Origin of the sequence: Microbacterium sp. NPDC087592 (assembly GCF_044743585.1) — a bacterium.
GTDB lineage: Bacteria > Actinomycetota > Actinomycetes > Actinomycetales > Microbacteriaceae > Microbacterium.
The window spans coordinates 1,433,130-1,457,121 of the sequence record NZ_JBIUWT010000001.1; the positions used below are offsets into that span (position 1 = coordinate 1,433,130).

22 protein-coding genes are annotated in these 23,992 nt (G+C 68.6%); 4 read left to right on the plus strand and 18 right to left on the minus strand.

The window, feature by feature from the left end:
• Positions 1–17 precede the first annotated feature (17 nt).
• Positions 18–791: a hypothetical protein gene (locus tag ACIOTO_RS06765; protein ID WP_400857160.1), complete on the plus strand. Its 774-nt coding sequence runs from the start codon at positions 18–20 to the stop codon at positions 789–791.
• A gap of 129 nt (positions 792–920) precedes the next feature.
• Here ACIOTO_RS06765 and ACIOTO_RS06770 read toward each other — a convergent pair whose 3' ends face one another.
• Together ACIOTO_RS06770 and ACIOTO_RS06775 are read right to left on the minus strand one after the other, a co-directional pair.
• Positions 921–2,117 carry an ROK family protein gene (locus ACIOTO_RS06770; protein WP_400857161.1) on the minus strand — a complete coding sequence of 399 codons (1,197 nt, stop codon included), beginning with the start codon at positions 2,115–2,117 and terminating at the stop codon, positions 921–923.
• Positions 2,118–2,276: 159 nt separating this feature from the next.
• The gene (locus ACIOTO_RS06775; protein ID WP_029263226.1) at positions 2,277–2,576 is read right to left on the minus strand and encodes a chorismate mutase; all 300 of its coding nucleotides are present in this window, start codon (positions 2,574–2,576) and stop codon (positions 2,277–2,279) included.
• 62 nt (positions 2,577–2,638) lie between these two features.
• Here ACIOTO_RS06775 and ACIOTO_RS06780 point away from each other — a divergent pair, with 62 nt between their 5' ends.
• Positions 2,639–3,886 carry an AI-2E family transporter gene (locus ACIOTO_RS06780; RefSeq protein WP_400857162.1) on the plus strand — a complete coding sequence of 416 codons (1,248 nt, stop codon included), beginning with the start codon at positions 2,639–2,641 and terminating at the stop codon, positions 3,884–3,886.
• A 60-nt stretch (positions 3,887–3,946) separates the two neighbouring features.
• Here ACIOTO_RS06780 and ACIOTO_RS06785 read toward each other — a convergent pair whose 3' ends face one another.
• The 13 genes from ACIOTO_RS06785 to ACIOTO_RS06845 all read right to left on the minus strand — a co-directional run bounded on the left by ACIOTO_RS06785 (position 3,947) and on the right by ACIOTO_RS06845 (position 16,805).
• A complete protein-coding gene (locus ACIOTO_RS06785) occupies positions 3,947–4,858 on the minus strand; it encodes an ABC transporter substrate-binding protein (RefSeq protein ID WP_105711405.1) in 912 nt (303 codons plus the stop codon).
• Positions 4,859–4,906: 48 nt separating this feature from the next.
• A complete protein-coding gene (locus tag ACIOTO_RS06790) occupies positions 4,907–5,632 on the minus strand; it encodes an ABC transporter permease (protein WP_029263229.1) in 726 nt (241 codons plus the stop codon).
• Positions 5,629–6,312: an ABC transporter permease gene (locus tag ACIOTO_RS06795; protein ID WP_029263230.1), complete on the minus strand. Its 684-nt coding sequence runs from the start codon at positions 6,310–6,312 to the stop codon at positions 5,629–5,631. The genes ACIOTO_RS06790 and ACIOTO_RS06795 overlap by 4 nt, the downstream gene beginning before the upstream one ends.
• Positions 6,309–7,181 carry an ABC transporter ATP-binding protein gene (locus tag ACIOTO_RS06800; RefSeq protein ID WP_400857163.1) on the minus strand — a complete coding sequence of 291 codons (873 nt, stop codon included), beginning with the start codon at positions 7,179–7,181 and terminating at the stop codon, positions 6,309–6,311. Before ACIOTO_RS06800 ends, ACIOTO_RS06795 begins: the two co-directional genes overlap by 4 nt.
• A gap of 43 nt (positions 7,182–7,224) precedes the next feature.
• Positions 7,225–7,527 carry a DUF427 domain-containing protein gene (locus tag ACIOTO_RS06805; RefSeq protein WP_029263232.1) on the minus strand — a complete coding sequence of 101 codons (303 nt, stop codon included), beginning with the start codon at positions 7,525–7,527 and terminating at the stop codon, positions 7,225–7,227.
• Between the two features lie 142 nt (positions 7,528–7,669).
• Entirely contained in the window at positions 7,670–9,106 is a 1,437-nt protein-coding gene (locus ACIOTO_RS06810; protein WP_400857164.1) for a dihydrolipoyl dehydrogenase family protein, read from the minus strand.
• A 104-nt stretch (positions 9,107–9,210) separates the two neighbouring features.
• Positions 9,211–9,792, minus strand: a complete 582-nt coding sequence (locus ACIOTO_RS06815) for a biotin transporter BioY (RefSeq protein WP_029263234.1) — start codon at positions 9,790–9,792, stop codon at positions 9,211–9,213.
• Between the two features lie 105 nt (positions 9,793–9,897).
• A complete protein-coding gene (locus ACIOTO_RS06820) occupies positions 9,898–11,310 on the minus strand; it encodes an MFS transporter (RefSeq protein WP_400857165.1) in 1,413 nt (470 codons plus the stop codon).
• A gap of 69 nt (positions 11,311–11,379) precedes the next feature.
• Positions 11,380–12,489, minus strand: coding sequence for a lactonase family protein (locus ACIOTO_RS06825; protein WP_400857166.1), 1,110 nt, complete (start codon positions 12,487–12,489; stop codon positions 11,380–11,382).
• A gap of 11 nt (positions 12,490–12,500) precedes the next feature.
• Complete coding sequence (locus tag ACIOTO_RS06830; RefSeq protein ID WP_215068823.1) at positions 12,501–13,787, minus strand: adenylosuccinate synthase; 1,287 nt, start codon at positions 13,785–13,787, stop codon at positions 12,501–12,503.
• A 234-nt stretch (positions 13,788–14,021) separates the two neighbouring features.
• A complete protein-coding gene (locus ACIOTO_RS06835; protein WP_400857167.1) occupies positions 14,022–14,834 on the minus strand; it encodes a hypothetical protein in 813 nt (270 codons plus the stop codon).
• Positions 14,835–14,907: 73 nt separating this feature from the next.
• Positions 14,908–16,188: a hypothetical protein gene (locus ACIOTO_RS06840; protein ID WP_400857168.1), complete on the minus strand. Its 1,281-nt coding sequence runs from the start codon at positions 16,186–16,188 to the stop codon at positions 14,908–14,910.
• A 239-nt stretch (positions 16,189–16,427) separates the two neighbouring features.
• Positions 16,428–16,805: a hypothetical protein gene (locus ACIOTO_RS06845; RefSeq protein WP_400857169.1), complete on the minus strand. Its 378-nt coding sequence runs from the start codon at positions 16,803–16,805 to the stop codon at positions 16,428–16,430.
• Positions 16,806–16,959: 154 nt separating this feature from the next.
• Between ACIOTO_RS06845 and ACIOTO_RS06850 the strand changes: the two genes are divergently transcribed.
• The gene (locus ACIOTO_RS06850; protein WP_400857170.1) at positions 16,960–17,892 is read left to right on the plus strand and encodes a DMT family transporter; all 933 of its coding nucleotides are present in this window, start codon (positions 16,960–16,962) and stop codon (positions 17,890–17,892) included.
• Between the two features lie 6 nt (positions 17,893–17,898).
• Here the strand turns inward: ACIOTO_RS06850 and ACIOTO_RS06855 are convergent, their stop codons facing one another.
• Positions 17,899–19,323: a mechanosensitive ion channel domain-containing protein gene (locus ACIOTO_RS06855; protein ID WP_400857171.1), complete on the minus strand. Its 1,425-nt coding sequence runs from the start codon at positions 19,321–19,323 to the stop codon at positions 17,899–17,901.
• Between the two features lie 2 nt (positions 19,324–19,325).
• Positions 19,326–21,485 (minus strand): adenylate/guanylate cyclase domain-containing protein, encoded by a 2,160-nt coding sequence (locus ACIOTO_RS06860; RefSeq protein ID WP_400857172.1) that lies wholly within the window; start codon positions 21,483–21,485, stop codon positions 19,326–19,328.
• Between the two features lie 106 nt (positions 21,486–21,591).
• Here ACIOTO_RS06860 and ACIOTO_RS06865 point away from each other — a divergent pair, with 106 nt between their 5' ends.
• Positions 21,592–22,329: a Pr6Pr family membrane protein gene (locus ACIOTO_RS06865; RefSeq protein ID WP_400857173.1), complete on the plus strand. Its 738-nt coding sequence runs from the start codon at positions 21,592–21,594 to the stop codon at positions 22,327–22,329.
• Between the two features lie 70 nt (positions 22,330–22,399).
• On the opposite strand, the gene ACIOTO_RS06870 is transcribed toward ACIOTO_RS06865, so the two are convergent.
• Positions 22,400–23,824 (minus strand): NAD(P)-binding domain-containing protein, encoded by a 1,425-nt coding sequence (locus ACIOTO_RS06870; RefSeq protein WP_372467833.1) that lies wholly within the window; start codon positions 23,822–23,824, stop codon positions 22,400–22,402.
• Positions 23,825–23,992 lie beyond the last annotated feature (168 nt).

Sequence of the window (23,992 nt, forward strand, 5' to 3'; positions counted from 1 at the left end):
CGCGACGAAGGAGTCCCATGCCCCATCCACGCCCTGCGCTCGGCGCCGCCGCCGCATTCGCCGCCCTCGTGGTGATGCTGGCGGGATGCACCGCGGCGGAGCCCGAGGCCGACCCGACGCCGACGGCGACGGCGACGGGCGAGACGATGGTCTCCGTGAGCGTGGACGGCCCCGAGATCTCCGGGACTGGGCCGACCGAGCCGTTCCCCGGCGTCGACTTCCCGCTTCGTGAGGGCATGCGCTCGGTGACGATCGACTTCACGTGCGACGGCGGCGGCCCGTTCCGCGTCGAGTTGGGTGACCCGATGACGCTCGGACAGGCGACACTCAGCGGCACCTGCGACGGCACGACCGCGCTGGTGTGGCCGATCACCGAAGAGACGGGACCGACCCTCAACGTGTGGGTCACCAACGACGTCGCCTGGACCGCGACTCCGCACTTCTCCACCGCGGAGTTCGTCCGGGATGAGGCGATCACGACCGAGTGCGATGCCTTCTCCGAGGTCTACAGCGCACTCTCGAACGCCGACATCGGGTACACGGAGTACCAGGCGTTCGATCAGGCGGAGTGGACGCGGCGGGTCGACGCGGCGATCGTGGACCTCGAGACGCTCGCGGGCGCCTCGGAGACGACCATGTCCGACCCGTTCACCGCCCTGCTCTCCTGGGTGCAGGGCGACGGCCACACGCCCGGAGCGCTGCTGAACGATACGAGCCTGATCGATCCGATCAGCGACACCTGCAACACGAATCACAGCCCGCTGATCCTGATCGGCGAGTTCGGCGGCTGAGCACCCGTCGGCGCGTGTTCCGAAGGGGATCGCGACTCGCGCTCCGAAGGAGATCTCACGTTCTGAAGGACCGGATGCTCGATTCCGACCTTCGTGTCGTGAGAACTCCTTCAGGCCACGCGCTGACGGTCAGGGGCGGGGAGTGGATGCGGCGGAAGTGGATGCTGCAGAGGTGGATGCTGCGCGCAGCTGCTGCGGGTTCCAACGCACGCCGAGGGCCGAGGTCAGGGCGACCTGCGCGGCACCGGCGGCGAGTGACACCCGCGGGTCGGCGTAGCGGACCGGCACCTGCGTCGTACCGCGGGCGGGGTACTCGGTCTCGCGGCGCACCCGATCGAGGAAGCGCGGTCCGAGCTCGGTCGCCGGTCCGCCGATCACGACCTCGGTCGGGTCGAGGAGCGCGCCGATGAGCTTGACCGCCCTGGCGAGCGCGCGAGCACCCTCGTCGAGCTGCTCCTCGTCGGCTGTCGCCGCGAGCTCCCTGATCTCGGAGGCGTCCATCGCGTCGGAGAAGTCCTCGCCCAACATCGCGCCCAGGGCGGCCGCGGACTCCAGGCAGCCGCGCTGACCGCAGCGGCAGAGGCGAGCGGCATCGCCGAACACCACCTGCACGTGGCCGATCTCTCCCGCGCGGTCGCGGGGGCCGGGCGCGAGCTCGCCGTTCAGCGTCACGGCCGCACCGACACCGCCCCCGAGGTGGATGAAGAGCCGGTACCCGCTGGGCGACTCCTCCATCCCTGCTTCCGCGATCGCCTCCGCGTCGACGTCGTTGATGAGGAGCACGGGCGCGTCGAGAATCCGCTCGAACCGCTCAGCGAGGGGCACTCCCTCCCACTTCAACTGCACGCTCTCCAGCACCGAGCGACCGTCCGTCGTCCCCGGGAGCTGCACCCCCGCGGCGAGCAGTCTTCCGCCGAACTCGCCGGCGACGGTGGTCAGCGCCTCGTCGAGCGAGCGGTCGCGCTCCTCGACGCTGTAGCCCACCCGCCGGGTCTCGAGCTCCGTCCCGTCGAGCGCGACGAGGGCGATCTGTGCGTGGAGCGGCTGGATCACCAGGACGAGGATCAGGTGGTGGCTCGCATCGACGCTGAGGGTGGTCGCGCGTTTGCCGCCTGTGCTCGCGGCTTGCTCCCCCTCGACGATCAGTCGATCCTCGATGAGCTCGGCGACCAGGGACGACGCGGTGGCCGCGGTCAGCCCGGTCGACCTCGCGATGCCTGCCCGCGTCTGGGTGCCCGGATTCCGGAAGACGAGCTGCAGCGCACGGCGCAGGTTCGCGCGTCGTACCGATGCCTGGGTGTCGAGGCTGTCATCCGCGTTGAGCATGTGTTCCCGTTTCCGAGCCCGTCGGTGGCGAGCTGTTGACAGATCGTGGCGCGATCCGTAGTCTCTCCCTAAGTTTATTCATTGAACTTAGTTGGTCAATGAACCTCAAGCTCCGGACGGGCGAGTGCTGCACACACCGTCGCCCGTCCGGCACCTCCTTCAGCGGCCCTCGGCCGCTTCGGTGTGGTGGCGGATCACCTCGGCCACGACGAAGTTGAACCACTTCTCCGCGAACTCCGGATCGAGGTGGGCCTCCTCGGCCAGAGCCCGCAGTCGCGCGACCTGCTGCTCCTCCCGATTCGGGTCGGACGCCGGCATCTCGTGATCGGCCTTCAGGTGCCCGACCTGCTGGGTCGCGCGGAAGCGCTCGGCCAGCATGAAGATCAGTGCAGCGTCGATGTTGTCGATGGTGGCGCGAAGTCGGAGCAGTTCGGCCTTCGGGTCCTCGGCGGCGGTCATGCCCCTACTCTAGAGCCGCGGAACACCCGGATTTCGACCTGCCGCACCGCTATCGTGAGCACATGAGCAACGAAGAGTCGCCCGCCTCCGCGCCCCTCGACGGCGCCGCACCGAGTCCCGCTGTGAACGACGCGGCGGTCGCGAGCGACACCACGGCTTCTGCGTCTTCCCGCCGAACCGCGCCGGCATCCGAGGTCTCGTCAGCCGCCCCCGCCATCGCCCGCCCGGTCGTGATCGAGCCGATGACACCGAGTCGCTCCTTCTGGACGCGCATCGACCGCCCCTTCGTGTTCGGCTTCCTCGTGACACTCGGCGGCCTCGGCGCGATCGTGATCGGCCTCGCTCTCACGAGCCTGTCGACCGTGCTCATCTACATCGCCCTCGCGCTCTTCGGCGCGCTCGGCCTCGACCCCGCCGTCCGGTTCCTGGAGAGGCGGGGCGTCTCACGGGTGCTGTCGGTCGTCGTCGTGATCCTGAGCCTCATCGTCGTCGTGGCACTCGTGCTGTGGATGATCCTCCCGGTCGTGATCGATCAGATCGCGAGTTTCGTGCGCTCCGTGCCCGGCATGATCAAGGACTTCACCGGCAGTGACGTCTACGCGACGCTCGAAGCCCAGTTCGGAGACCAGTTCCAGGACCTCGTGGCCGAGGTGCAGTCGTTCCTGACCGACTTCGGCAACCTGGCGACGATCGGCGGCGGCGCCTTGGCGGTCGGCGCCTCGATCGCGACCGGCATCTCCGGCGCCATCATCGTTCTCGTTCTGACGCTGTACTTCCTCGCCTCCCTCCCCACCATGAAGCAGGGACTGCTGCGTCTCGCTCCGGCCCGCGACCGCGCTCGCGCCGGAGACATCACCGACCAGATCACCGACTCGGTCGGCGGATACGTGATGGGCATGGTCGTGCTCGCGTTCTGCAATGCGACGCTGGCGTTCCTGCTCTACTTCTTCCTCGGCCTGCCGTTCCCGCCCCTGATGGCGGCGATCGCGTTCTGCGTCACCCTCATCCCGCTGGTCGGTTCCGTGCTGTTCTGGATCCTCGGCACCTGCCTGGCCCTCTTCAGCAATCCGATCGCCGCGCTCGTCTTCGCCGCGATCTACCTCGTCTACATGCAGATCGAGGCCTACGTGATCACTCCGCGCGTGATGAACCGGGCGGTCTCGGTCCCCGGTTCGCTCGTGGTGATCGGCGCCCTCGCAGGTGGCACCCTGCTGGGGCTGCTCGGCGCGCTCGTGGCCGTGCCGGTCACGGCATCCATCCTCATCATCATCAAACAGGTGCTCGTGCCGAAACAGGACGCCAGGATCTGACCACCCAAGACGAAGAAGCGCCCGACCCCTCACGGGGCCGGGCGCTTCTGTCTCAGCGACTCAGAGGTCGTTGTCCGCCAGCCACTTCTTGGCGATGTCGGATGCCGACTTCTGGTCGACCGTGCTCTGCACGTTCAGGGCGACGAGCTCGTCGGCCGTGAGCTTCGCGCTGATCGCGTTGATCACGTCGGCGGCCCCATCGGGCAGATCGTCCGAGACGATCGGCACGACGTTCGAGGCCAGGATGATGTTCTCCGGGTCTTCGAGCGCCACGATGTCCTCCGTCTGGAACGCCGGGTCTGCCGAGTAGATGTCGGCGACCTGGATCTCACCGGCGAGCAGCGACTCGAGCGTGGTCGGGCCCGTCGCCGAGAATCCGAGGTCGACACCGTAGACCTCCTTGGCCGCGGCCGGGCCGTAGGGGCGCTGCTCGAACTCCGGCGCGGCGCCGATGGTCACCGGCGTCGTGACCTTGGAGAGGTCGGAGATCGAGGTGAGACCGTTCTCGTCCGCGAAGCTCTTCAGCACGGTGTACGTGTCCTGATCCGAAGCCTCGGCGTAGTCGAGCGCGGTCAGACCGTCGGGCAGCGCCTCCTTGAGCGCCTCGTAGACGTCGTCCGGGCTGGTCGCGGTCGCATCCTTGTCGAGGTACTCGAGCAGGTTGCCGGTGTACTCCGGGAAGACGTCGATCGCGCCGGACTCGACATCGGGCATGTACGCGTCGCGCTGACCGATGTTGAACTGCTCGTCGACCGTGAAGCCGGCACCCTCGAGCGCCTGCGAGTAGATCTCGGCGATGATCTCGTTCGAGTAGTACGCCTGCGAGCCGATGACGATGGTCTCGTCGCCGGAGCCTGCGTCATCGGTGGGAGCGTCGAGCGGGTTGCTGCTGGTGCAGCCGGCGAGGACGAGCGCCGCGGCGAGCGAGACGCCACCGGCGAGGGCGAGTCGTGACTTTCGTGCTGTGAACATGGGACTTCCTCTTCTCTGGGACAACGGGATGGATGCTGTGGGTCGATGTCAGGCGGGCGCTGCGGCCGCGGCCTTGAGGGCGGTGCGCGAGCGGCGCTTCCGCGGTGCGGCTCGCACGCCCGCGGGGACGGCGGCGTGCTGGAGGAGCGCGAAGATCAGGTCGACGGCCAGCGCGAGGACGGCGACGAGGATCGCTCCGCCGAGCACCTGATCGAACTTGCGCAGGGGGATGCCCTGGATGATCGGCCAGCCGAGACCACCGAGGTTCACGTAGGCGGCGATCGTCACGGTGGCGATCACCTGGAGGAGCGCGGAGCGGATGCCGCCGACGAGGAGCGGCAGACCGAGGGGCACCTCGACCTTCCAGAACACCTGCCATTCGGTCATCCCCATGGAGCGCGCCGAGTCGAGCACCCGCCGGTCGATGGCCTCGAGGCCCGTGTAGGCACCCGCGAGGAGCGAGGGGATCGCGAGCAGGACGAACGTGATGATCGCGGCTTCGGGGATGCGGAGCACGCCGAGCAGCAGCACGAGCAGCACCAGGAGTCCGAACGACGGGATCGCACGCGCCGCACCGGAGACCGCGACGGCGACCTCCCGCCCGCGTCCCGTGTGCCCGATGAGCCAGCCGATCGGAACGGCGATGACCGCGGCGATCACCACCGAGATCAGCGTGTAGTACATGTGCTGGCCGAACAGGACCGGCAGCGCATAGGTCCCCTCCCACCGGTCGGGGGAGAAGAGCCAGGCGAGGGCGTCCGTGAACACGTTCATGCGGCTGCCCCCATGCTCACGGCTCGACGAGCGGCCGACGGCGTCTTCGCCGCGCGGGTCCACGGCATCAGGGCGCGGCCCAACAGCAGGAGCAGCAGGTCGATCACGAGCGCGATCACGACGACCGCGACGACACCGGCGAACACCTCGGCGAGGATGCGGCGCTGCAGGCCGTTCTCGAACAGGTAGCCGAGGTTGGTGACGCCGACCAGGATGCCGACGGTGGCGAGGGAGATGGTGCTGACGGCGGCCACCCGGAGCCCGGCGAGGACCACGGGGCCCGCGAGCGGGAAGTCGACCGTCCAGAACCGTCGGAACCCGCCGTAGCCCATTGCGGTGGCGGACTGCCTGATCGCGGGGTCGACCGAGTCGAGTCCATCGGAGACCGCACGAACCAGGATCGCGACCGCATAGATGGTCAGGCCGATGATGAGGTTGATGGGGCTGCGGGCGGGGTAGCCCGCGACGGACGGCAGGAGGATCAGCAGCGCCAGCGAGGGGATCGTGTAGAGCAGCCCGGTGAGGACGATGACGGGCCCCTTCACCAGCTGATAGCGCCAGGCGAGCCACCCGAGCGGCAGCGACAGGACGAAACCGAGCACGATCGCGATCGCGCTCTGCTGCAGGTGGATCGCGGTCAGCTCGAGGATGAGGCCGAGATTGTCGACGACCCAGTTCACGGAGCGCCCTTCGTCACGCTCTCCTCGCTCAGCAGAGCGTCGGTCACGGCATCCGGCACGTCGACGATCGAGCCCTGGGTGCGACCGTCGGAATCGACCACCACGGTGCCGCGCGGCGTCTGCTTGAGGTGCAGCGCCCGCTTGCCGCGATCGGCGCCGATGAAGGCCGCCACGAAGTCGTCGGCCGGGTTCTCGATGATCTCGCTCGGGCTGCCCACCTGCACGATGCGCGCGCCCTTGTCGAGGATGACGACCTGGTCACCGAGCAGGAACGCCTCGTCGATGTCGTGCGTGACGAACACGACCGTCTTGTCGAGCTCGTGCTGCAGGCGGATGGTCTCCTGCTGCAGGTCGGCGCGCACGATGGGGTCGACCGCACCGAAGGGCTCGTCCATGAGCAGGATGTTGGGGTCGGCTGCGAGTCCGCGGGCCACACCGACGCGCTGCTGCTGACCACCGGAGAGCTGGCTCGGGTAGCGCTCGGCGAGCGACTGGTCGAGGCCGACCGTGTCGAGCAGTTCCCGCGCTCGCTTGTGGGCCGCGGCTCGCTTCACCCCGGTCAGCCGCAGGACGGTGGCCACGTTGTCGATGACCGTGAAGTGCGGCATGAGGCCGGAGTTCTGCATGACGTAGCCGATGCGCCGACGCAGCGCGACCGGGTCGCCGACCAGCACACTCTCGCCGTCGATCTCGACGTCGCCGGAGGTGGGCTCGACCATCCGGTTGATCATCCGGAGCAGGGTGGTCTTGCCGCAGCCGGAGGAACCGACGAACACGGTGGTCTTGCGCGACGGCAGCACCAGGCTGAAGTCGTCGACGGCGAGGGTGCCGTCGGGGAACCGCTTCGTGACGTTGCGGAACTCGATCATGGGCTGGTCTCCAGTCGGTCGATCGATGCGAAGGCAGGTGGGACTACGGTCCGACCTCGACGCGGGGGTCGAAGGCCACGTATCCCGAGAAGTCCGTGCCCACACGCTCGAACGCCGAGGGATACGGGTTCGGATACGACCAGGCGTAGTCGGTGTGGAGCTCGCCCTCGGTCTGCACCGAGTAGTACTGCGCGGCGCCCTTCCACGGACAGGTGTACGGCGTGGGGCTCTCGACGAGCGCGCCGGGCGCGACGGATGCGGGTGGGAAGTACCAGTTCCCCTCGATGCGGACGAGCTCGCTCTCGTCGGCCTCGGCGATGACGGTTCCTGCGAGTACAGCCTTCATGGTCCTGCCTCCTCGGATGTGGGTTCGAGCGTATAAGACGGTGGGGACATCGGTCCGACGGGTTGCGCGCGGGCCGTCAATGTGAGAAACAATCCCGGATGCTGTTCGGTGCCCTTCCCCGAACGGATTGCCGCCGTGCGGATCAGGCGGAATCGCGTCCGTAGCCCTCCAGCAGCCGCAGCCAGATCTCGCTCACGGTCGGGTACGACGGCACCGCGTGCCACAGACGGGCGATCGGAACCTCGCCCACGATCGCCACCGTCGCGGCGTGCACGAGCTCCGCCACCTCGGGGCCGACGAACGTGGCACCGAGCACGACGTCGCGCTCGGTGTCGATCACGAGGCGTGCCTGGCCCTCGAAGCCGTCTTCGTAGAGGCTCGCCCCGGCGACCCAGCCCAGGTCGTAGTCGACGACCTTCACCTCTTTCCCGGCCTCGCGCGCAGCGGCCTCGGTGAGTCCGACCGAGGCGACCTCGGGGATCGAGAACGTGACCTGCGGGACGGCGGCCTCATCCGCGGTGGCGACGTGGCGGCCCCACGGTGCATCGTCGACGTCGGCACCCTTCGCGCGGGCGACGATCACGTCACCGGCGGCCCGCGCCTGATACTTGCCCTGGTGCGTGAGCAGCACGCGTCCGTTCACGTCGCCGACCGCGTACAGCCAGTCGGAGCCGGGAACCCGCAGCGTGTCGTCCGTCTTGATCCAGCGCCCCGGTTCGAGGCCGACGACGTCGAGGCCGATGTCTCCACTGCGCGGCGCGCGCCCTGTCGCGGCGAGCACCTCGGTCGCGGTGATCTCCTCGCCGCCGTCGAGCGTGATGGTGACGCCATCGGTCCCGCGGCGGACCGACGTGGTGCCGGTTCCGGTGCGCACGTCGACGCCGAGCTCCTTCAGCCCCGCGGCCACCCGCTCGCCCGCGAAGGGCTCCATCCCGCCGAGCAGTCCGCTGCGGGCGATCACGGTCACGGTCGAGCCGAGCGCGGCGTACGCGGTCGCCATCTCGACGGCCACCACGCCGCCGCCGATCACGGCCAGGCTCTCCGGCAGCTCCTCGGCGCTGGTCGCCTCGCGGCTCGTCCACGGGGAGGCCTCGCGGAGCCCGTCGATGGGCGGGATGACGGCATCCGATCCGGTGCTGATCGCGACCGCGTGCCGGGCCCGCAGCACGCGCTCGGTGCCATCGGCATCCGTCACCGTCACCTCGCGCTCGCCCGTGAGCCGACCATGACCGCGGGCCAGGTCGATACCGGCCGAATCGAGCCACTTCACCTGACCGTCATCCGACCAGTTGCTGGTGAACGAGTCGCGGCGGTCGAAGACGGCTCGCACGTCGAGCTTTCCGGTGACCGCCTGAGAGGCGCCGGCCACGTGCTGCGCCGCGCGGAGGGCCTGGGCCGAACGCAGCAGCGCCTTCGACGGCATGCACGCCCAGTAGGAGCACTCCCCTCCGACGAGCTCGCTCTCCACGATGATCGCGGTGAGCCCGCCCTGCACGGCACGGTCGGCGACGTTCTCGCCGACGGGTCCTCCGCCCAGCACGATCAGGTCGTATTCGTCGGTCTTCTCCGCAGCGGTCATGCGTCGCACCTCTCGTCGCCCGGGTCGTCGGTTCCGTCGCCCAGTCTCGCTCAAGAGCAACGCCGAGTCACGGGTGACTTGTTCCCGTCGGCGTGGCGTGCGCGTCAGGCGGCGACGGGTTCCCGCACCGGACGACTGTCGGCGAAGGCGCGCGGGTAGGCGCGACGCAGGGCGACGACGACGAGGGTGGCGGCGGTCACCTTGATCAGGTCTCCGGGGAGGAAGGCCAGGCTCGACAGCGCGGTGAGGTCGAGCGGGACGCCGGTGACGAGCGCCTGCACCGGGATACCGAACGCGTACACGACGAGCACCCCGCCGACGAGGGCGGCCACGGCGGCACGCCACCAGGTGAAGCGCCCGGTACGCAGGATGAGTCCGATCACCACGACGCCGGCGATCCAGCCGATCATGTAGCCCACGGTCGGTCCGACGAACACGCCGAGGCCACCGCGGCCTCCGGCAAGGACGGGGAGTCCGACCGCGGCGAGCGCCAGCACGACGGCGATCGACCACGGTGCGACGCGCGGTCCGAGCACGAGGCCGGCGAGCATGACACCGAGCGTCTGCCCCGTGATCGGCACCCCGCCCGGCAGCGGCACGACGACCGTGCCGAGCACGATGATGAGGGCGGCGAACACGGCCACCCGGCCGAGGGTAGCGCTGGTGTCACGGGGGGAGTCGGTCATCGCTCATCCTTCCTGAACGGTGTTCACCTGAACACCGTTCATTAGAGTACGGATGCCGTCGCTCTCGCGCAAATCATCGCGCGACGGCGTCCGCCACGGGCGCGATCATCCGACCGCCGACTCCTCGCCGACCGCAGCCGCAGCCGATCCGCCGCTCCGACTACCGATCCGCGGCGCGAGGACCGCCGCCGCGAAGGCGACGACGGCCGCCAGCACGAACACCCCGAGGAACGGATCCGCGGCCGCGAGCGCCGTGAACAGGGTCCCGGTGATGGCCAGGGCCATGGCGCTGCCGAACGAATCGGCGACCGTCATGGCACCGCTGTTGAAGCCCTGATCCGCGGGCGTCGACATCGCGAGGGTCAGAGCGCTGGTCCGTGGGCTCATCAGTCCCATGCCCATACCGGCCACCACCCAGGCGACCGCGACCATCAGGGCGTTCCAGCCGAGCCCGGCGGTCGCGACGATCAGCAGGATGCCGACCAGCACCAGGATCGTGCCCACCTGCACGGCCGTCACACTCGAGAGCCGCACGCCCATCCGCCCCTGCACCGTCGCGGCGAGAGACCAGGCGAGCGCGCCGCCGGTGAGGGAGAGTCCCGCGAGCGTCGGCGAGAGCTCGTAGCGATCGGTCAGCAGATAGGGCAGGTAGACCTGTGCGCCGAAGAACGCGGCGGCCGCCACCCCGCGGACGAGGATGACCGAGGGCAGCCCACGCCGGGCGCGAAGGGTGCCGCGCGGGACCAGTGGACGCACCGCGATCAGGGCGACGACCACGGCGAGGAGTGCCAGCACCGGGCCGACCCCGGGGATGTCGCCGACCAGGTTCAACGCGAGCACGGCGACGGCGGCCAGCACCGACCAGCCGAGCCTCCCGAAAGCCCAGGGCGTCGACGCATCGCCGTCGTTCGCGAGCCCGCGCAGGGCGGGGACGACCATCAGCAGCGCCACGAGCACGAGAATGACGACGCCGAGGAAGACCCAGTGCCAGCTCCAGAGCTCGGTCACCGCTCCCGCCACCGTCGGACCGATGAGGGAAGGGATGACCCACGCGGCGGCGAAGCCGGCGAAGATGGCCGGGTGGAGCGCCTGCGGGTAGACCCGGGCGACCACGACGTAGAGCGCGACCATGAGCCCTCCACTGCCGAGACCCTGCGCGAACCTCCCCGCGACGAGGATCTCCATGCTCGGCGCGAGCCCCGCGACGAGCAGCCCGACGACGAACATCGCCACTGCCGTGTAGAGCGGGGCCACCGGTCCGCGACGATCGGCCCAGTTCCCCGCGATCACCATGCCGATGACCCCGGTGGCGAGGGGGCCGGCGAATGCGAGTGCGTACAGCCGCTCACCGCCGAGATCGGCGCTCACCGTCGGCATCACGGTGGTGACGGCCAGGGACTCGAACGCCCCGAGGAACACGAGCGCGCACGCGCCGATGGTGATCCAGACGTATTCGCTGTTCAGGATGCGCGGTGCGGGGGCGCCGGGCGTCGTCACCTGCTCGGTCTCCGATGTCATGGAGACGACGCTAGAACCTCAAGTGAGGTCGAGGTCAAGCGCGGGTTTCGCGAGTGCGACCGCGGGGCTTCAGCGCACCGGCAGGAAGTGCGTCGGCGTCGGGACCTGCGCCTCATGACGGATGCCGAGCGGCGCACCCGTGCGCTCGTCGAGGTCGAGCAGGGTGATCGTGTCGGAGCGCTGCCCCGCGACGAGCAGCTTGCCCTCGTGCACCAGGTGGTGGCGCGGCCAGTCGACACCCGCATCGGCGAGCGCCACCGACTCGAGGGCCTCACCTCCGCCGCGCACCCGCAGCGCCGCGATCGTGTTGCTGCCGCGCAGGGCCGTGTAGAGGAAGTGCCCGTCGCGAGTGCGGGCGAGCTCGGCCGGGAAGTCCGTGCCCACCTCGGCGATCGGGCTCGCCATGGTCACCGACACGACACTCCAGGTGCCGTTCGCCGCGCGGGCGAGCGTGAACACCTCGCACGAGTACTCCGTCACGACGTGCAGGTGTCCGCTGGGGTGCACGACCATGTGCCGCGGTCCGGTTCCGAGGGGCAGCACGACCTCATGATCGAGGGTCAGACCGGTGCCGCTCTGCCGCCAGAACCGCACGAGGTCGAATCCGAGGTCGGTCGTGGCGATGCGGCCGTCGGGAAGGAACACGGCGGCGTGGGCGCGCGAGACGCGGTCGCCGCCGACCGAATACGGGTCGACCGCCGCGACGCCGTCGCCGGGAGGGGTCGCGGCCGGAGCATCCGGGTCGACGTCGTCACCGAACAGGGCCGCGCGGAGAGCTGCGGCGGCATCCGGCTTCGCGGGCAGGATGCGCCCCTCCGGATCGAGGTCGAACCGCACCACGCGGCCGTCACCGTAGCAGCTGGCGACCAGCGCCGAGCCGTTCGGGGCGACCGCCACGTGGCAGACGGTGTCGCCGACCACCGCGGGCGGACCCAGCGGAGTGAGCGCCGATTCGCCGGTGCGCGAGAAGGCCTGCACGGCGGAGTCGCCCTCGAGCGACGCGTAGACGACATCCAGCGTCGGATGCTGCGCCAGCCACGACGGCGAGGGCGTCTCCACGACGGCACCGCGGTAGGCGAGCGTGCTGGCCTCACGGCCCTCATCCCCCGCGAGCAGGCCGATGCCCTCGGCCTGCCCACCCATGCCGGGGCCGTAGCCGCCGAGCCAGAATCGCGTCATGGAGCGCCGGGTCAGTCGAGCAGGCCGTGGCGGACGACGACCTGGTCGCGCTCGGGGCCGACCCCGATCACCGAGATGCGGGTGTTACTCATCTTCTCGAGCGCGAGCACGTAGTCCTGCGCGTTCTTCGGCAGGTCGTCGAAGGTGCGCGCGACCGAGATGTCCTCGTTCCAGCCGGGGAAGTACTCGAGGATCGGCTTCGCGTGGTGGAAGTCGGTCTGGTTGACCGGCACCTCGTCGAACCGCTCACCGTCGACGTCGTAGGCCACGCACACCGGGATCTGCTCGAGACCCGTGAGGATGTCGAGCTTGGTGAGCACCAGGTCGGTGATGCCGTTGATGCGGGTCGCGTAGCGGGTGATGGGCGCGTCATACCAGCCCACCCGGCGCGGACGGCCGGTCGTGGTGCCGAACTCGAAGCCCTGCTTGCGCAGCCACTCGCCCTGCTCGTCGAACAGCTCGGTCGGGAACGGGCCCGAGCCGACGCGGGTCGTGTACGCCTTGACGATGCCGACGATGCGGTCGAGCGCACCGGGGCCGACTCCTGCGCCGGTCGCTGCGCCGCCGGCGGTGGCCGAGGACGAGGTCACGAACGGGTAGGTGCCGTGGTCGATGTCGAGCATGGTGGCCTGGCCGCCCTCGAACACGACGACCTCGCCGCGGTCGAGCGCCTGGGCGATCAGGTAGCCGGTGTCGGCGACCATCGGCCGCAGCCGCTCGGCGTAGGAGAGCAGGTCTTCGACGACCTCGTCGGCGGTGATCGCGCGACGGTTGAAGATCTTCACCAGCAGGTGGTTCTTCTGGTCGAGTGCGCCCTCGACCTTCTGGCGGAGGATGTTCTCGTCGAACAGGTCCTGCACGCGGATGCCGACGCGGTTGATCTTGTCGGCGTATGCCGGACCGATGCCGCGACCGGTCGTGCCGATCATGCGCTTGCCGAGGAAGCGCTCGGTGACCTTGTCGAGCGTGCGGTGGTACTGCGTGATGATGTGCGCGTTGGCGCTGACCTTGAGCCGCGACACGTCGATGCCACGAGCGGAGAGCGCCTCGAGCTCGAAGAACAGCACCTCGAGGTCGACGACCACGCCATTACCGATCACGGGCGTCACACCCGGAGAGAGGATGCCGGAGGGCAGCAGGTGCAGGGCGTACTTCTCGTCGCCGACGACAACGGTGTGCCCGGCGTTGTTGCCGCCGTTGAACTTCACCACCCAATCGGTGCGCTCACCGAGAAGATCGGTGGCCTTGCCCTTTCCTTCGTCGCCCCACTGCACGCCGACGATAACGATTCCTGGCATGGGTATCCCCCTGGCTTTCGCCGGGTTCGCACCGGCTGATGAGCTGGCCCTCTTCGGGCGGTCCCATCCTATCGAAGCGTTCCGGTGCGCCCTTTCGGGGTGTCACTCAACGAGTGCGAGACAGTGGCGCTCCGAGTCGGCGTGGCGGACGGCCGTGATGCTCGTTCCTTCTGCATCCCAGTCGGCGACTCCGCAAGCGGTACCAACGGAAAAGCGCTGCCGGTGACGGACGACTCATCCCTGCACGCGTGGCGAGACATCCCTCGCGTAGTGAGCCTCGATGCGTCGCCACTCGGGCGAGCCCTGCGCCGGCGCGCGCAGGGATTCCGGCATGATGTGGGCCTGCTCATGAGGCCGCCTGGTGTTGCCGGGGTTCGGCGCCGGGAGCATCTCCTGCGGAACCCAGGAATCCTCCCAGATCCAGGTGAGGATCTCGGCGGCGTCGGCGGGCTCATCCGTCCAGCGATGGAACCAGCCCTCCGGAAACTTCCGCGTCTCGCCGGCGGACAGGTGGGTCTCCACCAGTTCGGCATACTCCGGCGAGTACCAGGTGAGCCATTGCGGCTGCGGCGGCAGCCCCGCCCAGGCGCCGCGCACGGGTGCGGACTGAGCGGTCTCGAACATCGTGTCGTTGAGTTCCGCCGAGGCGAAGAAGCTCTCCGAGCGCTTCGCGACCTCGATGAAGAACTCCTCCAGCGCCTCCTGCGCAACAGCGCCTCCGAGCACCTCGGGGTCGATCCTGATGCGGAGGCGCTGGTACCGCGCTTCGAGATCGTTCGTCCAGCCGGACACTGTCCCGTGGTGGATGTTCCTGCCCGTGAAGAACAGTTCGGAGATCTCGCACTCCTCTCGGTACATCCGATCGAACGTCGCCGCATCGTCGCGGGGGAACCTCCCCTGCCGCGGCTCATGCGTCCCGAACCGCGAAGGCACCAGGGCCGGGAGCAGCTCGGATGCGACGTCGAGATAGATCCCCGCCAGCCCCGGGCTGCCATCCCGCAGCCGATGCCAGGTCAGGTGGAGATGCCGGGCAGCGCGTCCCGTCATCATCGGTTCCCGCCCTCGCGCAGGGGATGTCCGTTCGGCAGCGCAGGGAACGGGATCGGCGGGTTTCCGAGCGTCATCGGCGCCCCTCGGCCGCCCGCGTGCGTGCGTTGGCCTCGATCTCCCGCATCCGCGCATAGTGCGCCTCGATACGCAGAGATTGAGCCGAACCGGGGGCGGGATAGCGCAGAGACGTCGGCATGATCGCGGCCGCCTTGCCGCATCGCTCGTCGACGGCGGGGTCGAACACTCCCCGGAACCCGGCGGGGATCCAGGGGTCGCCGCTCAGCGTGCGGAGTTCATCCGCCTCGGCCGGATGCTGTGTCCAGCGGTGCAGAGTGCCGAGCGGAGTGGCGGTCACGCGCGCAGGATCGAGATGAGGGGCGACCAGCTCGGCATACTCCGGACCGAACCAGGTCAGCCATTGGGGGTCGGTCGGCAGGCCGCTCCACGGATCGTCGAGCTTGACGCCCATGGGAGGCAGCGCGGTTCCGTACCGGCTCGTGTTGACCTCGGCGAACGCGAAGAAGGAGCCGGTTCGCTCGGCGAGTGCGACGAAGAACGGTTCGATGGCATCGAGGGCTTTGAGCTTCACGAGCCGATCGAGTTCGAACTTCAGCCGGACCGACTGCGTCCGCTGTCTCAGGTCGTTCGTCCAGCCGTCGATGGTCCCGTGCTCGATCGGCTTGCCCGCAAGGATGAGATCGCCGATGAAGCAGTCCTCGCGGTACATCTCGTCGAACCGCGCGTCGTCGTCGCGGGGAAACCGCCCCTGGAACGGCTCGTAGGTGCCGAATCGCGAAGGCACCCCCGGCTTGAAGAAATCGCGGGCCGTGCGGAGGTAGATCTCGGCGAGATCCTTGTCGTTCGCGTCGTCGAGCAGGCGGTACCACCGCAGATGCAGGAAACGCGGTCTCGGTGGTTCCGGTTCCGGATCGGGTTCCGGCGCCGGTTCCGGCTCACGCTCAGGAGGCTCGTAGGTCTGCGGGTCGATCACCGTGCCGTCGACGCGCTCTGCCAACCGTGCCGCGAACGCCGTCGCCGCCGCCAGGTTAGGCTCCTCCGCGCTGAAGGAGAAACCCCCGGCGTTCGACTGCACGTCGTACGACACATGGATGCTGTACAGCACCGTCGCATCCGCGACCTCGGTCCATTCCTCCGGAATGTCCTCCGGATCCAATTCGTCGGGACCGTCGAGCTCGAACGCCATTTCGCGGGTGCGCTTGTGCACGATCGACGAGATCGTCTGCGCTCTCCGATCGACCGTGGCCCTCAACCCCCGCACCGACGAGACCACCTTCGCCAGCTCCTTCGCCGTCAGCGAAACCTTTCCGTACACCTCGAGGTCATACGACATCGACCACTCCCCTCCGAATCGTCTGCCCTCATCCTGCCGGACGCGACCGACACGGCAGGAACACGATCACGTCGTGCGCAGCACCGGGCATGAATGCGGCCGCAGCCCGATCGTCCGCCGATGGGGATGATGGCCGGAAAGGGCAGCGCGTGACGCTCCGTCGGTGTCCAATCTCACGAATAGTGTCGGAGTCTCATGAAAGCTGTCGGTGCGTCTCACGGGGGGACGCTCGGCGCCGGTCAGAACACGTACAGCTGGCCAAGGATCAGGATGACGATGAAGAAGGCGACGGCGATCGCGCCGATGACCGTGAGGGTCCGTGCCGAGAGCTTCGCGACGCCCCACCCCACGAGGAAGGGGAGCGCGAGGAGCATGATCGCGACGATCCACCAGAACGCCGTGTAACCGCCGACGGTGGCCTCCGACAGCCGACCACCGAACAGCTGCTGGGACATCGGATGGGTCGCGAAGCGCACTGCCGCGCTGATCGGGACGCCGACGAAGACGAAGACGATGAGCCCGATCAGCGCGCCCCACAGGGTCGGGCTGCCACCGCCGCTCAGCACCCCTCCGTGGAGTTCGGGCTGCTGATGCCGTTGGTTCTTGCGCTCCGTCATGGCACAGGAGCCTATCTTCCTGAATGGGCGCAGGGTGGTCGATCACACACTCTTCGCCGGTGAGGGGACGGAAGTCACCAGGGTGACCGGAAACGTGCGAGATATGGCACTCCGACGGCTCGCCGATGTCGGACGCCCCTGCGAGGATCGAGGGATGCCAACAGCCGCATCCGGCGACCCCGGGATCCGCACCGATACCGGAGTACCGAAGAAGCAGGGCGCGCTCGTGCTCATCGCCGCGCTGGTCACCGTGGTGCTCTGGGCGTCCGCGTTCATCGGCATCCGGGGCGCAGGGCCGCACTACGACCCCGGAGCACTGGCGCTGCTGCGGATGGCGGTCGGCACCGTCGTGCTGACGATCATCGCGGTACGGCACGGCATCCGCATTCCCGCTCGTCGCCACTGGCTGCTCATCGCGGTGTGGGGCGTCGGCTGGTTCTGCGTCTACAACCTCGCCCTCAACAGCGCGGAACTCACACTCGACGCGGGCACCGCCGCGATGGTCGTCAACCTCGCACCCCTCATGGTCGTGGTCTTCAGCGGCCTGTTCCTGCGCGAGGGGTTCCCGAAGCCGCTCGTGATCGGGGCGCCGATCGCCTTCCTCGGCGTCGTGCTCATCGGCATGAACTCGTCCACGAGCGCGGGCCCCGACATCACGGGCCTCCTGCTCGCCCTCCTCGCCGCGGTCATGTATGCCGGGTGCACGCTCGTGCAGAAGCGCCTGCTCACCTCGGGCGTCGATCCGACGACCCTGACCTGGCTCGGGGCGGGCGTCGGCACCATCGCGCTGCTGCCCTGGATAGGGCCCCTCATCGGATCGCTCCAGACCGCCCCGCTGGATGCGACGCTGTGGGTCGTGTACCTCGGCATCTTCCCGACCGCGGTCGCCTTCACGACCTGGGCGTACGTGCTGCAGCGCAGCACCGCGGGGCAGACCTCGGCGACGACCTATGTGGTCCCGGCCATCGCGATCCTGATGTCGTGGGCCATCCTCGGCGAGGTGCCCACGCCGCTCATGTTCCTCGGCGGCGCGCTGTGCCTGCTCGGCGTGCTGATCACCCGACTGCGGTGGCGTCGACGCGCCTGACGCCGCTCAGCGCCCGGTGATGACTCCCCGCGCGATCCCGAGCTCCGCGAGCCGCGAGGCCGCCAGGCTCCGCTTGAGTTCGAGCGACTCCCCGATCTCGGCGGCCAGACGCGGACGTGTGCGGATCAGCGCATCGATCGTGGTGAGCGGCAGCACGACCACGGTCAGGATCTCCCCGGCCACCGTCACCGCCTGCGTGCGCTCACGGGTGAGGGCGGTCTGCCCGATGAGATCGCCCTTCTCCGCAGCGGCGAAATCCACCCGGCCGTCGTCGACCTCGAGGGCGAGCACCGCACGACCCGACAGCACCACGCGCACCTCGTCCGGCACGACGCCGCTGGGCAGCACGATCTCGCCGACGCCGTAGCGCTCCAGCCGGGAGTCCGAGAGGATCGCCTCGATGTCGTCATCGCGCAGGTGCAGGGTCGGCGCGATCTCCTGCATCGCCTCGACCAGGCGCTGCGGCTCGGCGAGCGGATCGGTCGAGTCGCCGTCGAGAGCGAAACTGCGGCGTCGCGCGGCGTACCAGAGCCAGGAGAGGTACATCGACAGCGCACGAGACGCATCGGCCGGCCCCGCGACGGGAATCGACACGGAGTACGCACCGGCTCCCGAGTACACGACCGTCGCCCGCTGCCGCTGCAGCCGCATCGGCAGCGAGTCGGCGACCTCGACGAGCAGCGCCATCACCTCGTGCGGCGGGTCGTCGGTGGAGAAGGTCACCGAGGTCTCGGCCGAGTACGGCCCCTCCGGCTCGCTGAGGTTGGTGAATGAGGCCCCCGACAGGGACGAGTTCGGCACGATCTGGATGCCGGAGCCCGTGTCGATGTGCACTGCACGCCAGTTGACCTCGACGACCCGGCCCCGCACCCCCGCGGCATCCAGCCAGTCGCCGATCTTGAACGGCTGCTCGAACAGCAGCAGCAGACCCGAGATGACACCGCCCACTGCGTTCTGCAGAGCGAGACCGATCACGATAGAGCCGACGCCGAGAGCGGTGAAGAGCCCGCCGACGTCGGCGTCCCACACCCATGAGAACAGCAGCGCGAGTCCGACGCCGACCAGGACGAGCCGCCCGATCTCCACGAAGATCGACGGGATGCGCTCGCGCCACGAGCCCGGCTTCGCGTTGGCGAACAGGGCCACGTTGAACGCCGACAGCACGAGCAGGATCACGAGGAACCCGAACACCGTCGCCACCACGCGCGTCCACACCTGATCCGCCGGTGACTGGATCGCGAAGATCAGCAGCGCGAACAATGCGCCGACCGGGATGACCCAGTTGCGCAGCATCCGCAGCGGCTTCGCGACCGGGTTGCCCCGACGGCTCAGCGCGCCGATCAACTCGGTGAGGACGACCAGGACCACGGGCACTCCGACGGCGAGTGCGAGCACCCACCAGCCCCAGCCGCCCGTGAACACGTCGCCCATGATCAGACCACCTTCCACACGGTCTCGGTCCTGCCCTGCGTCTCCACCGTCCCCGCTTCGACGTAGGTGACCAGCTCCTGGGTGCGGTCGCGCACCGTCTGACTCACGTAGATGCCGGGCTCGCCGCTGACCGAGCGCACCCGGTAGGCGAGGTTCACGGCGTCACCCCACAGGTCGTAGGCGAGGCTGGTCCGCGCGACGAGGCCGCTCGTGACCGTCCCGGTGTCGACGCCGGCACGCAACGAGATCTGGGTGCCGTTCTGCGCGTTGAAGCGCTCGAGCACCCCGAGCAGGTTGCGGGCGAAGTCGACCGTGCGGCGGATGTTGTCGACCCGCGGCACGATCAGCCCCGACGACGCGAGGTAGCCGCCACGCAGCGTGCGCACCTTCTCGACGCCCGCCTTCTCGGCCGCCTCGTCGAACCCTCGCATCAGCGTGTTCAGGAGGCCGATCTCCTCCTCCGCGCTCATGTCGCGCGTGAGGTCATCGAACCCGACCAGCTCGGCGAACACGACCGATACGTTCTCGTGCGCCTCGGTGATCGCCTCGTCACCCTGCTTGTACTTCGTGGCGACGCTCGCCGGCATCAGCGTGTGCAGCAGCTTCTCGTTCTCCTTCTGCTGCTCCTCGATCAGCTCCTGTTTGATGCGCAGGCTCGAGGCCATGTCGTTGAAGGCGCTGCCGAGGTCACCGAACTCGTCGCGCGAGCTCTGCGGCACCTGCACATCGAGGTCGCCCTCCGCCACCCTGTGCACGGCGCCGACGAGCCGGTGGATCGGACGGGTGAACACCTGCGCGAGCAACAGCGACAGCAGCGAGACGCCGAGCATGATCCCGAGCAGCGATAGCAGCACGTTGCGGGTGAAGACGTTGACCGGCTCGAAGGCCTCCGCGGTGTCGATGCGCGCGATCACCACCCAGTCGAGCCCTTCGATCTCGAGCGGGGCGTACGCTGTGACGCTTTCGCCGCCGATGAAGTCCCGCCCGACGACCGTGCCGCTCCGGCCCGCCTGCGCCTCCTGCACGGCCTTGGTGTCGACCGGCTGCAGCAGGACGGTGCCCTTGATCTGCCCGATGCGCTCGACGATGGTCGGGGCCATCCCCCCACTGGTCAGGCGCTTGACGTAGTCTTCGGGGTCCTCGACGAGCCGTCGAGCGGTGCTGCGCATCAGGTCGTCGCGTCCTACGAGGTAGACCTCGCCGGTGTCGCCGAGGCCCTGCGCCTTCCACTGCTCCTTGCCCGTCATCACATCGTTGATCGTGTCGATCGAGATCTGGAACGCCATCGCCCCGGTGATACCGCTGTCGTTGCCGACCGGGGAGACGACCCACATCGCGGGGACGTTGAGGGAGGGGATCCAGCGATCGAAGTCGGTGAGGACGACGGTGTTGACCGAGTTGGTCGCGATCGCCTCGGAGTACGCCTTCGACAGGACGGAATCGCGGTAGGGACCGGTCAGCAGGTTCGTGCCGAGCTCGACCCCCTTGTAAGCGGAGTAGGTGACATCGCCGTCGAGGTTGAGCAGCAGGGCGTCCTCGTATCCGGCTTCCTGCACCAGGCGCGTGAAGTAGTCGCCGTACCGTCCGGTCGCGGCCGAGTAGCTGGTACCGTCGCCGCTGTCGTTGAGTGCGAGCTGCGCGTCGTAGTCGGCGTCGAAGTCCTGGTTGCCCGTGACGTACTGCGACTGCACGTACTTCCCGGCATCGGATTCCGGGATGAAGGCCGTGTCGCCGTACTCCTCACCCGAACGCCCCTCGAGCTCGGGGATGAAGGCGTCCTGGTAGTAGGCCTCGAGCTCCGCTTGCGCGCTCTCGTCGAGCTCCACGTCGGCGAGATCGGCGAAGCCCGCGTTGACCGCCGCCGACATGTTCTGCGCGCTGAGGTTGCGCGAGTTCAGTGAAGCATCGCGACGAACGCTCTCGATCGCGGTCGTGATCTCGGCTGCCCGCATCGAACGGATGGTGATGAGCTGGTCCACCGCCGAGTCGTGTAGGGATTGACGCCCGTTGATGAAGCCGATGGCGCCCACGATCACGGACGACACGAGGCTCACCGCCAGCAGCATGATGAGGAGTTTCGACTGGATGCTGAGTCCGGCTCGCCGGAACCGCCCCTTCTTCACCACACCCGCATCGACCGTGCCGTTACCGCTGTCGCTCATATGCCCCTCCGCCATGCGCGCACCTGCGTGATCGGTCCGACGATATCGATATATCGGTCCCGCGGTCCATGCTTTTCTGCCGCTACAGTTGCCGACGGAGGCGAACATGACGACGACCTGGTGGCCCTACCTGCGCATCGCCGCAGCCGTTCTCGCGGTCGCCGCGATCGTGGCGCAGCTCATCCGCTCCCTGGAGATCGCGGGGGCGGCGACGACCGAGTGGGGCGCGCACCTGCCCACAGTCATCGCGAACTTCTTCAGCTTCTTCACCATCGAGTCGAACGTCCTGGCCGCGATCGCGCTCGCGTGCGGCGGGATCTGGGGGTTGGCGCGCCGCAGCACGACGACGGCCGAACCTCGCTGGTTGGCGATCCTGCTGATGTGTGCCAGCACCTACATGATCGTCACGGGCGTCGTCTACAACCTGCTGCTGCGCGGCATCGAGCTGCCGCAGGGCTCGACCGTCGGCTGGTCCAACGAGGTGCTCCACGTCGTCATCCCGATCATCATGCTGGCCGACGTCCTCTTCGCACCGCGTCGCCGAGCTCTCGGATGGGGAGCCGTCGGCATCGCCGCGATCTTCCCGATCGTCTGGGTGATCTACACCCTGATCCGCGCGAACCTGGTGATCGCTCCGGCGACGGGGAAGCCGTACTGGTACCCGTATCCGTTCCTCGAACCCACACAGCCCGGCGGATACGGAGCCGTCGCGCTCTACGTGCTCCTGATCGCCGCGATCATCATCGGCGCCGCCGCCCTCGTCGTCTGGGTCGGTCGCCGCCGCGCGACCGTGTCGGACTCGACGGCCGACGCCACCGTGCCGCCCGCCGACCTCGCGCTCTGACGCCGCGCCCTGATGACTCCGTCCCTCACACCGCTGAGGGCGGGAGGGACGGAGTGCGGCTCATGCGGGCTCAGACGGCGGCGAGCGCCTCACGGTCGTCGTCGCGCGGCAGGCCGCCGACCATGCGAGCCGTCTCGACCGAGTCCGGATCCACATCGAGGTACCGCTCGAGGGAGTCGTCGAGCTCCTCGAGCCACGGGGTGTGGTGCACGACCGCGAGCGTGCCGGTCATGACCGACTCGTACACGCGGTCGCGGTAGCCCATGATGTCGTCCTTCTTGTCGTGCTTCCACGCCAGGAAGATCTCGACGACCCGATCGATGTCGAACTCCGGATAGTCGGTGAGCTCCAACAGGTCGCGGATGTAGTCGGCTTGGAAGCGGATCTCCGCGGCCGCCGAATCGATCTGCCCGAATCGCGTGCGCCACTCGGCGATGGATGCGGCACGCTCGGCCTCATCCGGCAACGCGATGCGGCCGAGGATCAGGTCGCGCACGTACCAGGCCTGCACGTCGAACATGTTGAACGTGAACCACTGGTCCTGCGCGCCGAGGTAGGTGAGACGCGGATTGCCCTGCCAGACCACGCCGCGGTAGAGGCCGTCGGGGTAGACGTTGTTCGGTGAGGAGAGTGCCAGGTCATCGGGGAGGAACGGGTACTTGTGCAGGTATCCGGTGCACATGATCACCGCATCCACGCGCTTCGACGTGCCGTCGGCGAAGAACACGACGTCGCCTTCGAAGCGCTCGACGACCGGGCGCTCCTCGATGCCTTCGGGCCAGTCGTAACCCATCGGTGCCGAGCGGAAGCTCGCGGTGACCGAGCGGGCGCCCATCTTGAACGCCTGACTGCCGATGTCCTCCGCCGAGTAGCTCGCGCCGATCACGAGCACGTCCTTGTCGGCGAACGCCTCGGCGCCGCGGAAGTCGTGGGCGTGGCTGATGTAGCCGGGGAACGTCTCGATACCGGCGAAGTCCGGCATGTTCGGGAAGGAGAAGTGCCCGCTGGCGACGATGACGCGGTCGAACTCCTCCACGGTCGACTCACCGGTGGGCAGATTCTCGCTGGTGAGCGTGAAGACCTCGCGCTCACTGTCGAACTCGATCCAGCGCACCACCGTCTGGAAACGGATCAGGTCGCGCACGTCGCTCTTCTCCAGGCGGCCGGCGATGTAGTCCCACAGCACGGGACGCGGTGGGTACGAGGAGATGGGTCGACCGAAGTGCTCGTCGAAGCTGTAGTCCGCGAACTCCAGCGCCTCCTTCGGGCCGTTCGACCACAGGTTGCGGTACATGCTGGAGTGCACGGGCTCGCCGAACTCATCGAGTCCGGTGCGCCAGGTGAAGTTCCACTGTCCGCCCCAGTCGGCCTGCTTCTCGAAGCAGACCAGCTCGGGGATGTCCGCCCCCGCGCGGCCCGCGGACTCGAAGGCCCGCAGCTGCGCCATCCCCGAGGGGCCGGCGCCGATGATCGCTACTCGTTCTCTGCTCGTCACGTATCGTCCTCATACTCTTCAGTCATGTATCGGTCAGCGGCCGCATCCGAGCGAGGAACAGTTCTGTCCCGGTGGGAGCGGAAGGCTCGACCTGCCCGGAAAGCGGCTGCCCTTCGACGGTATCAGTGTCGGTCGCGGGAGCTGGCGGCTTCGTCGCCCCTCCGGATG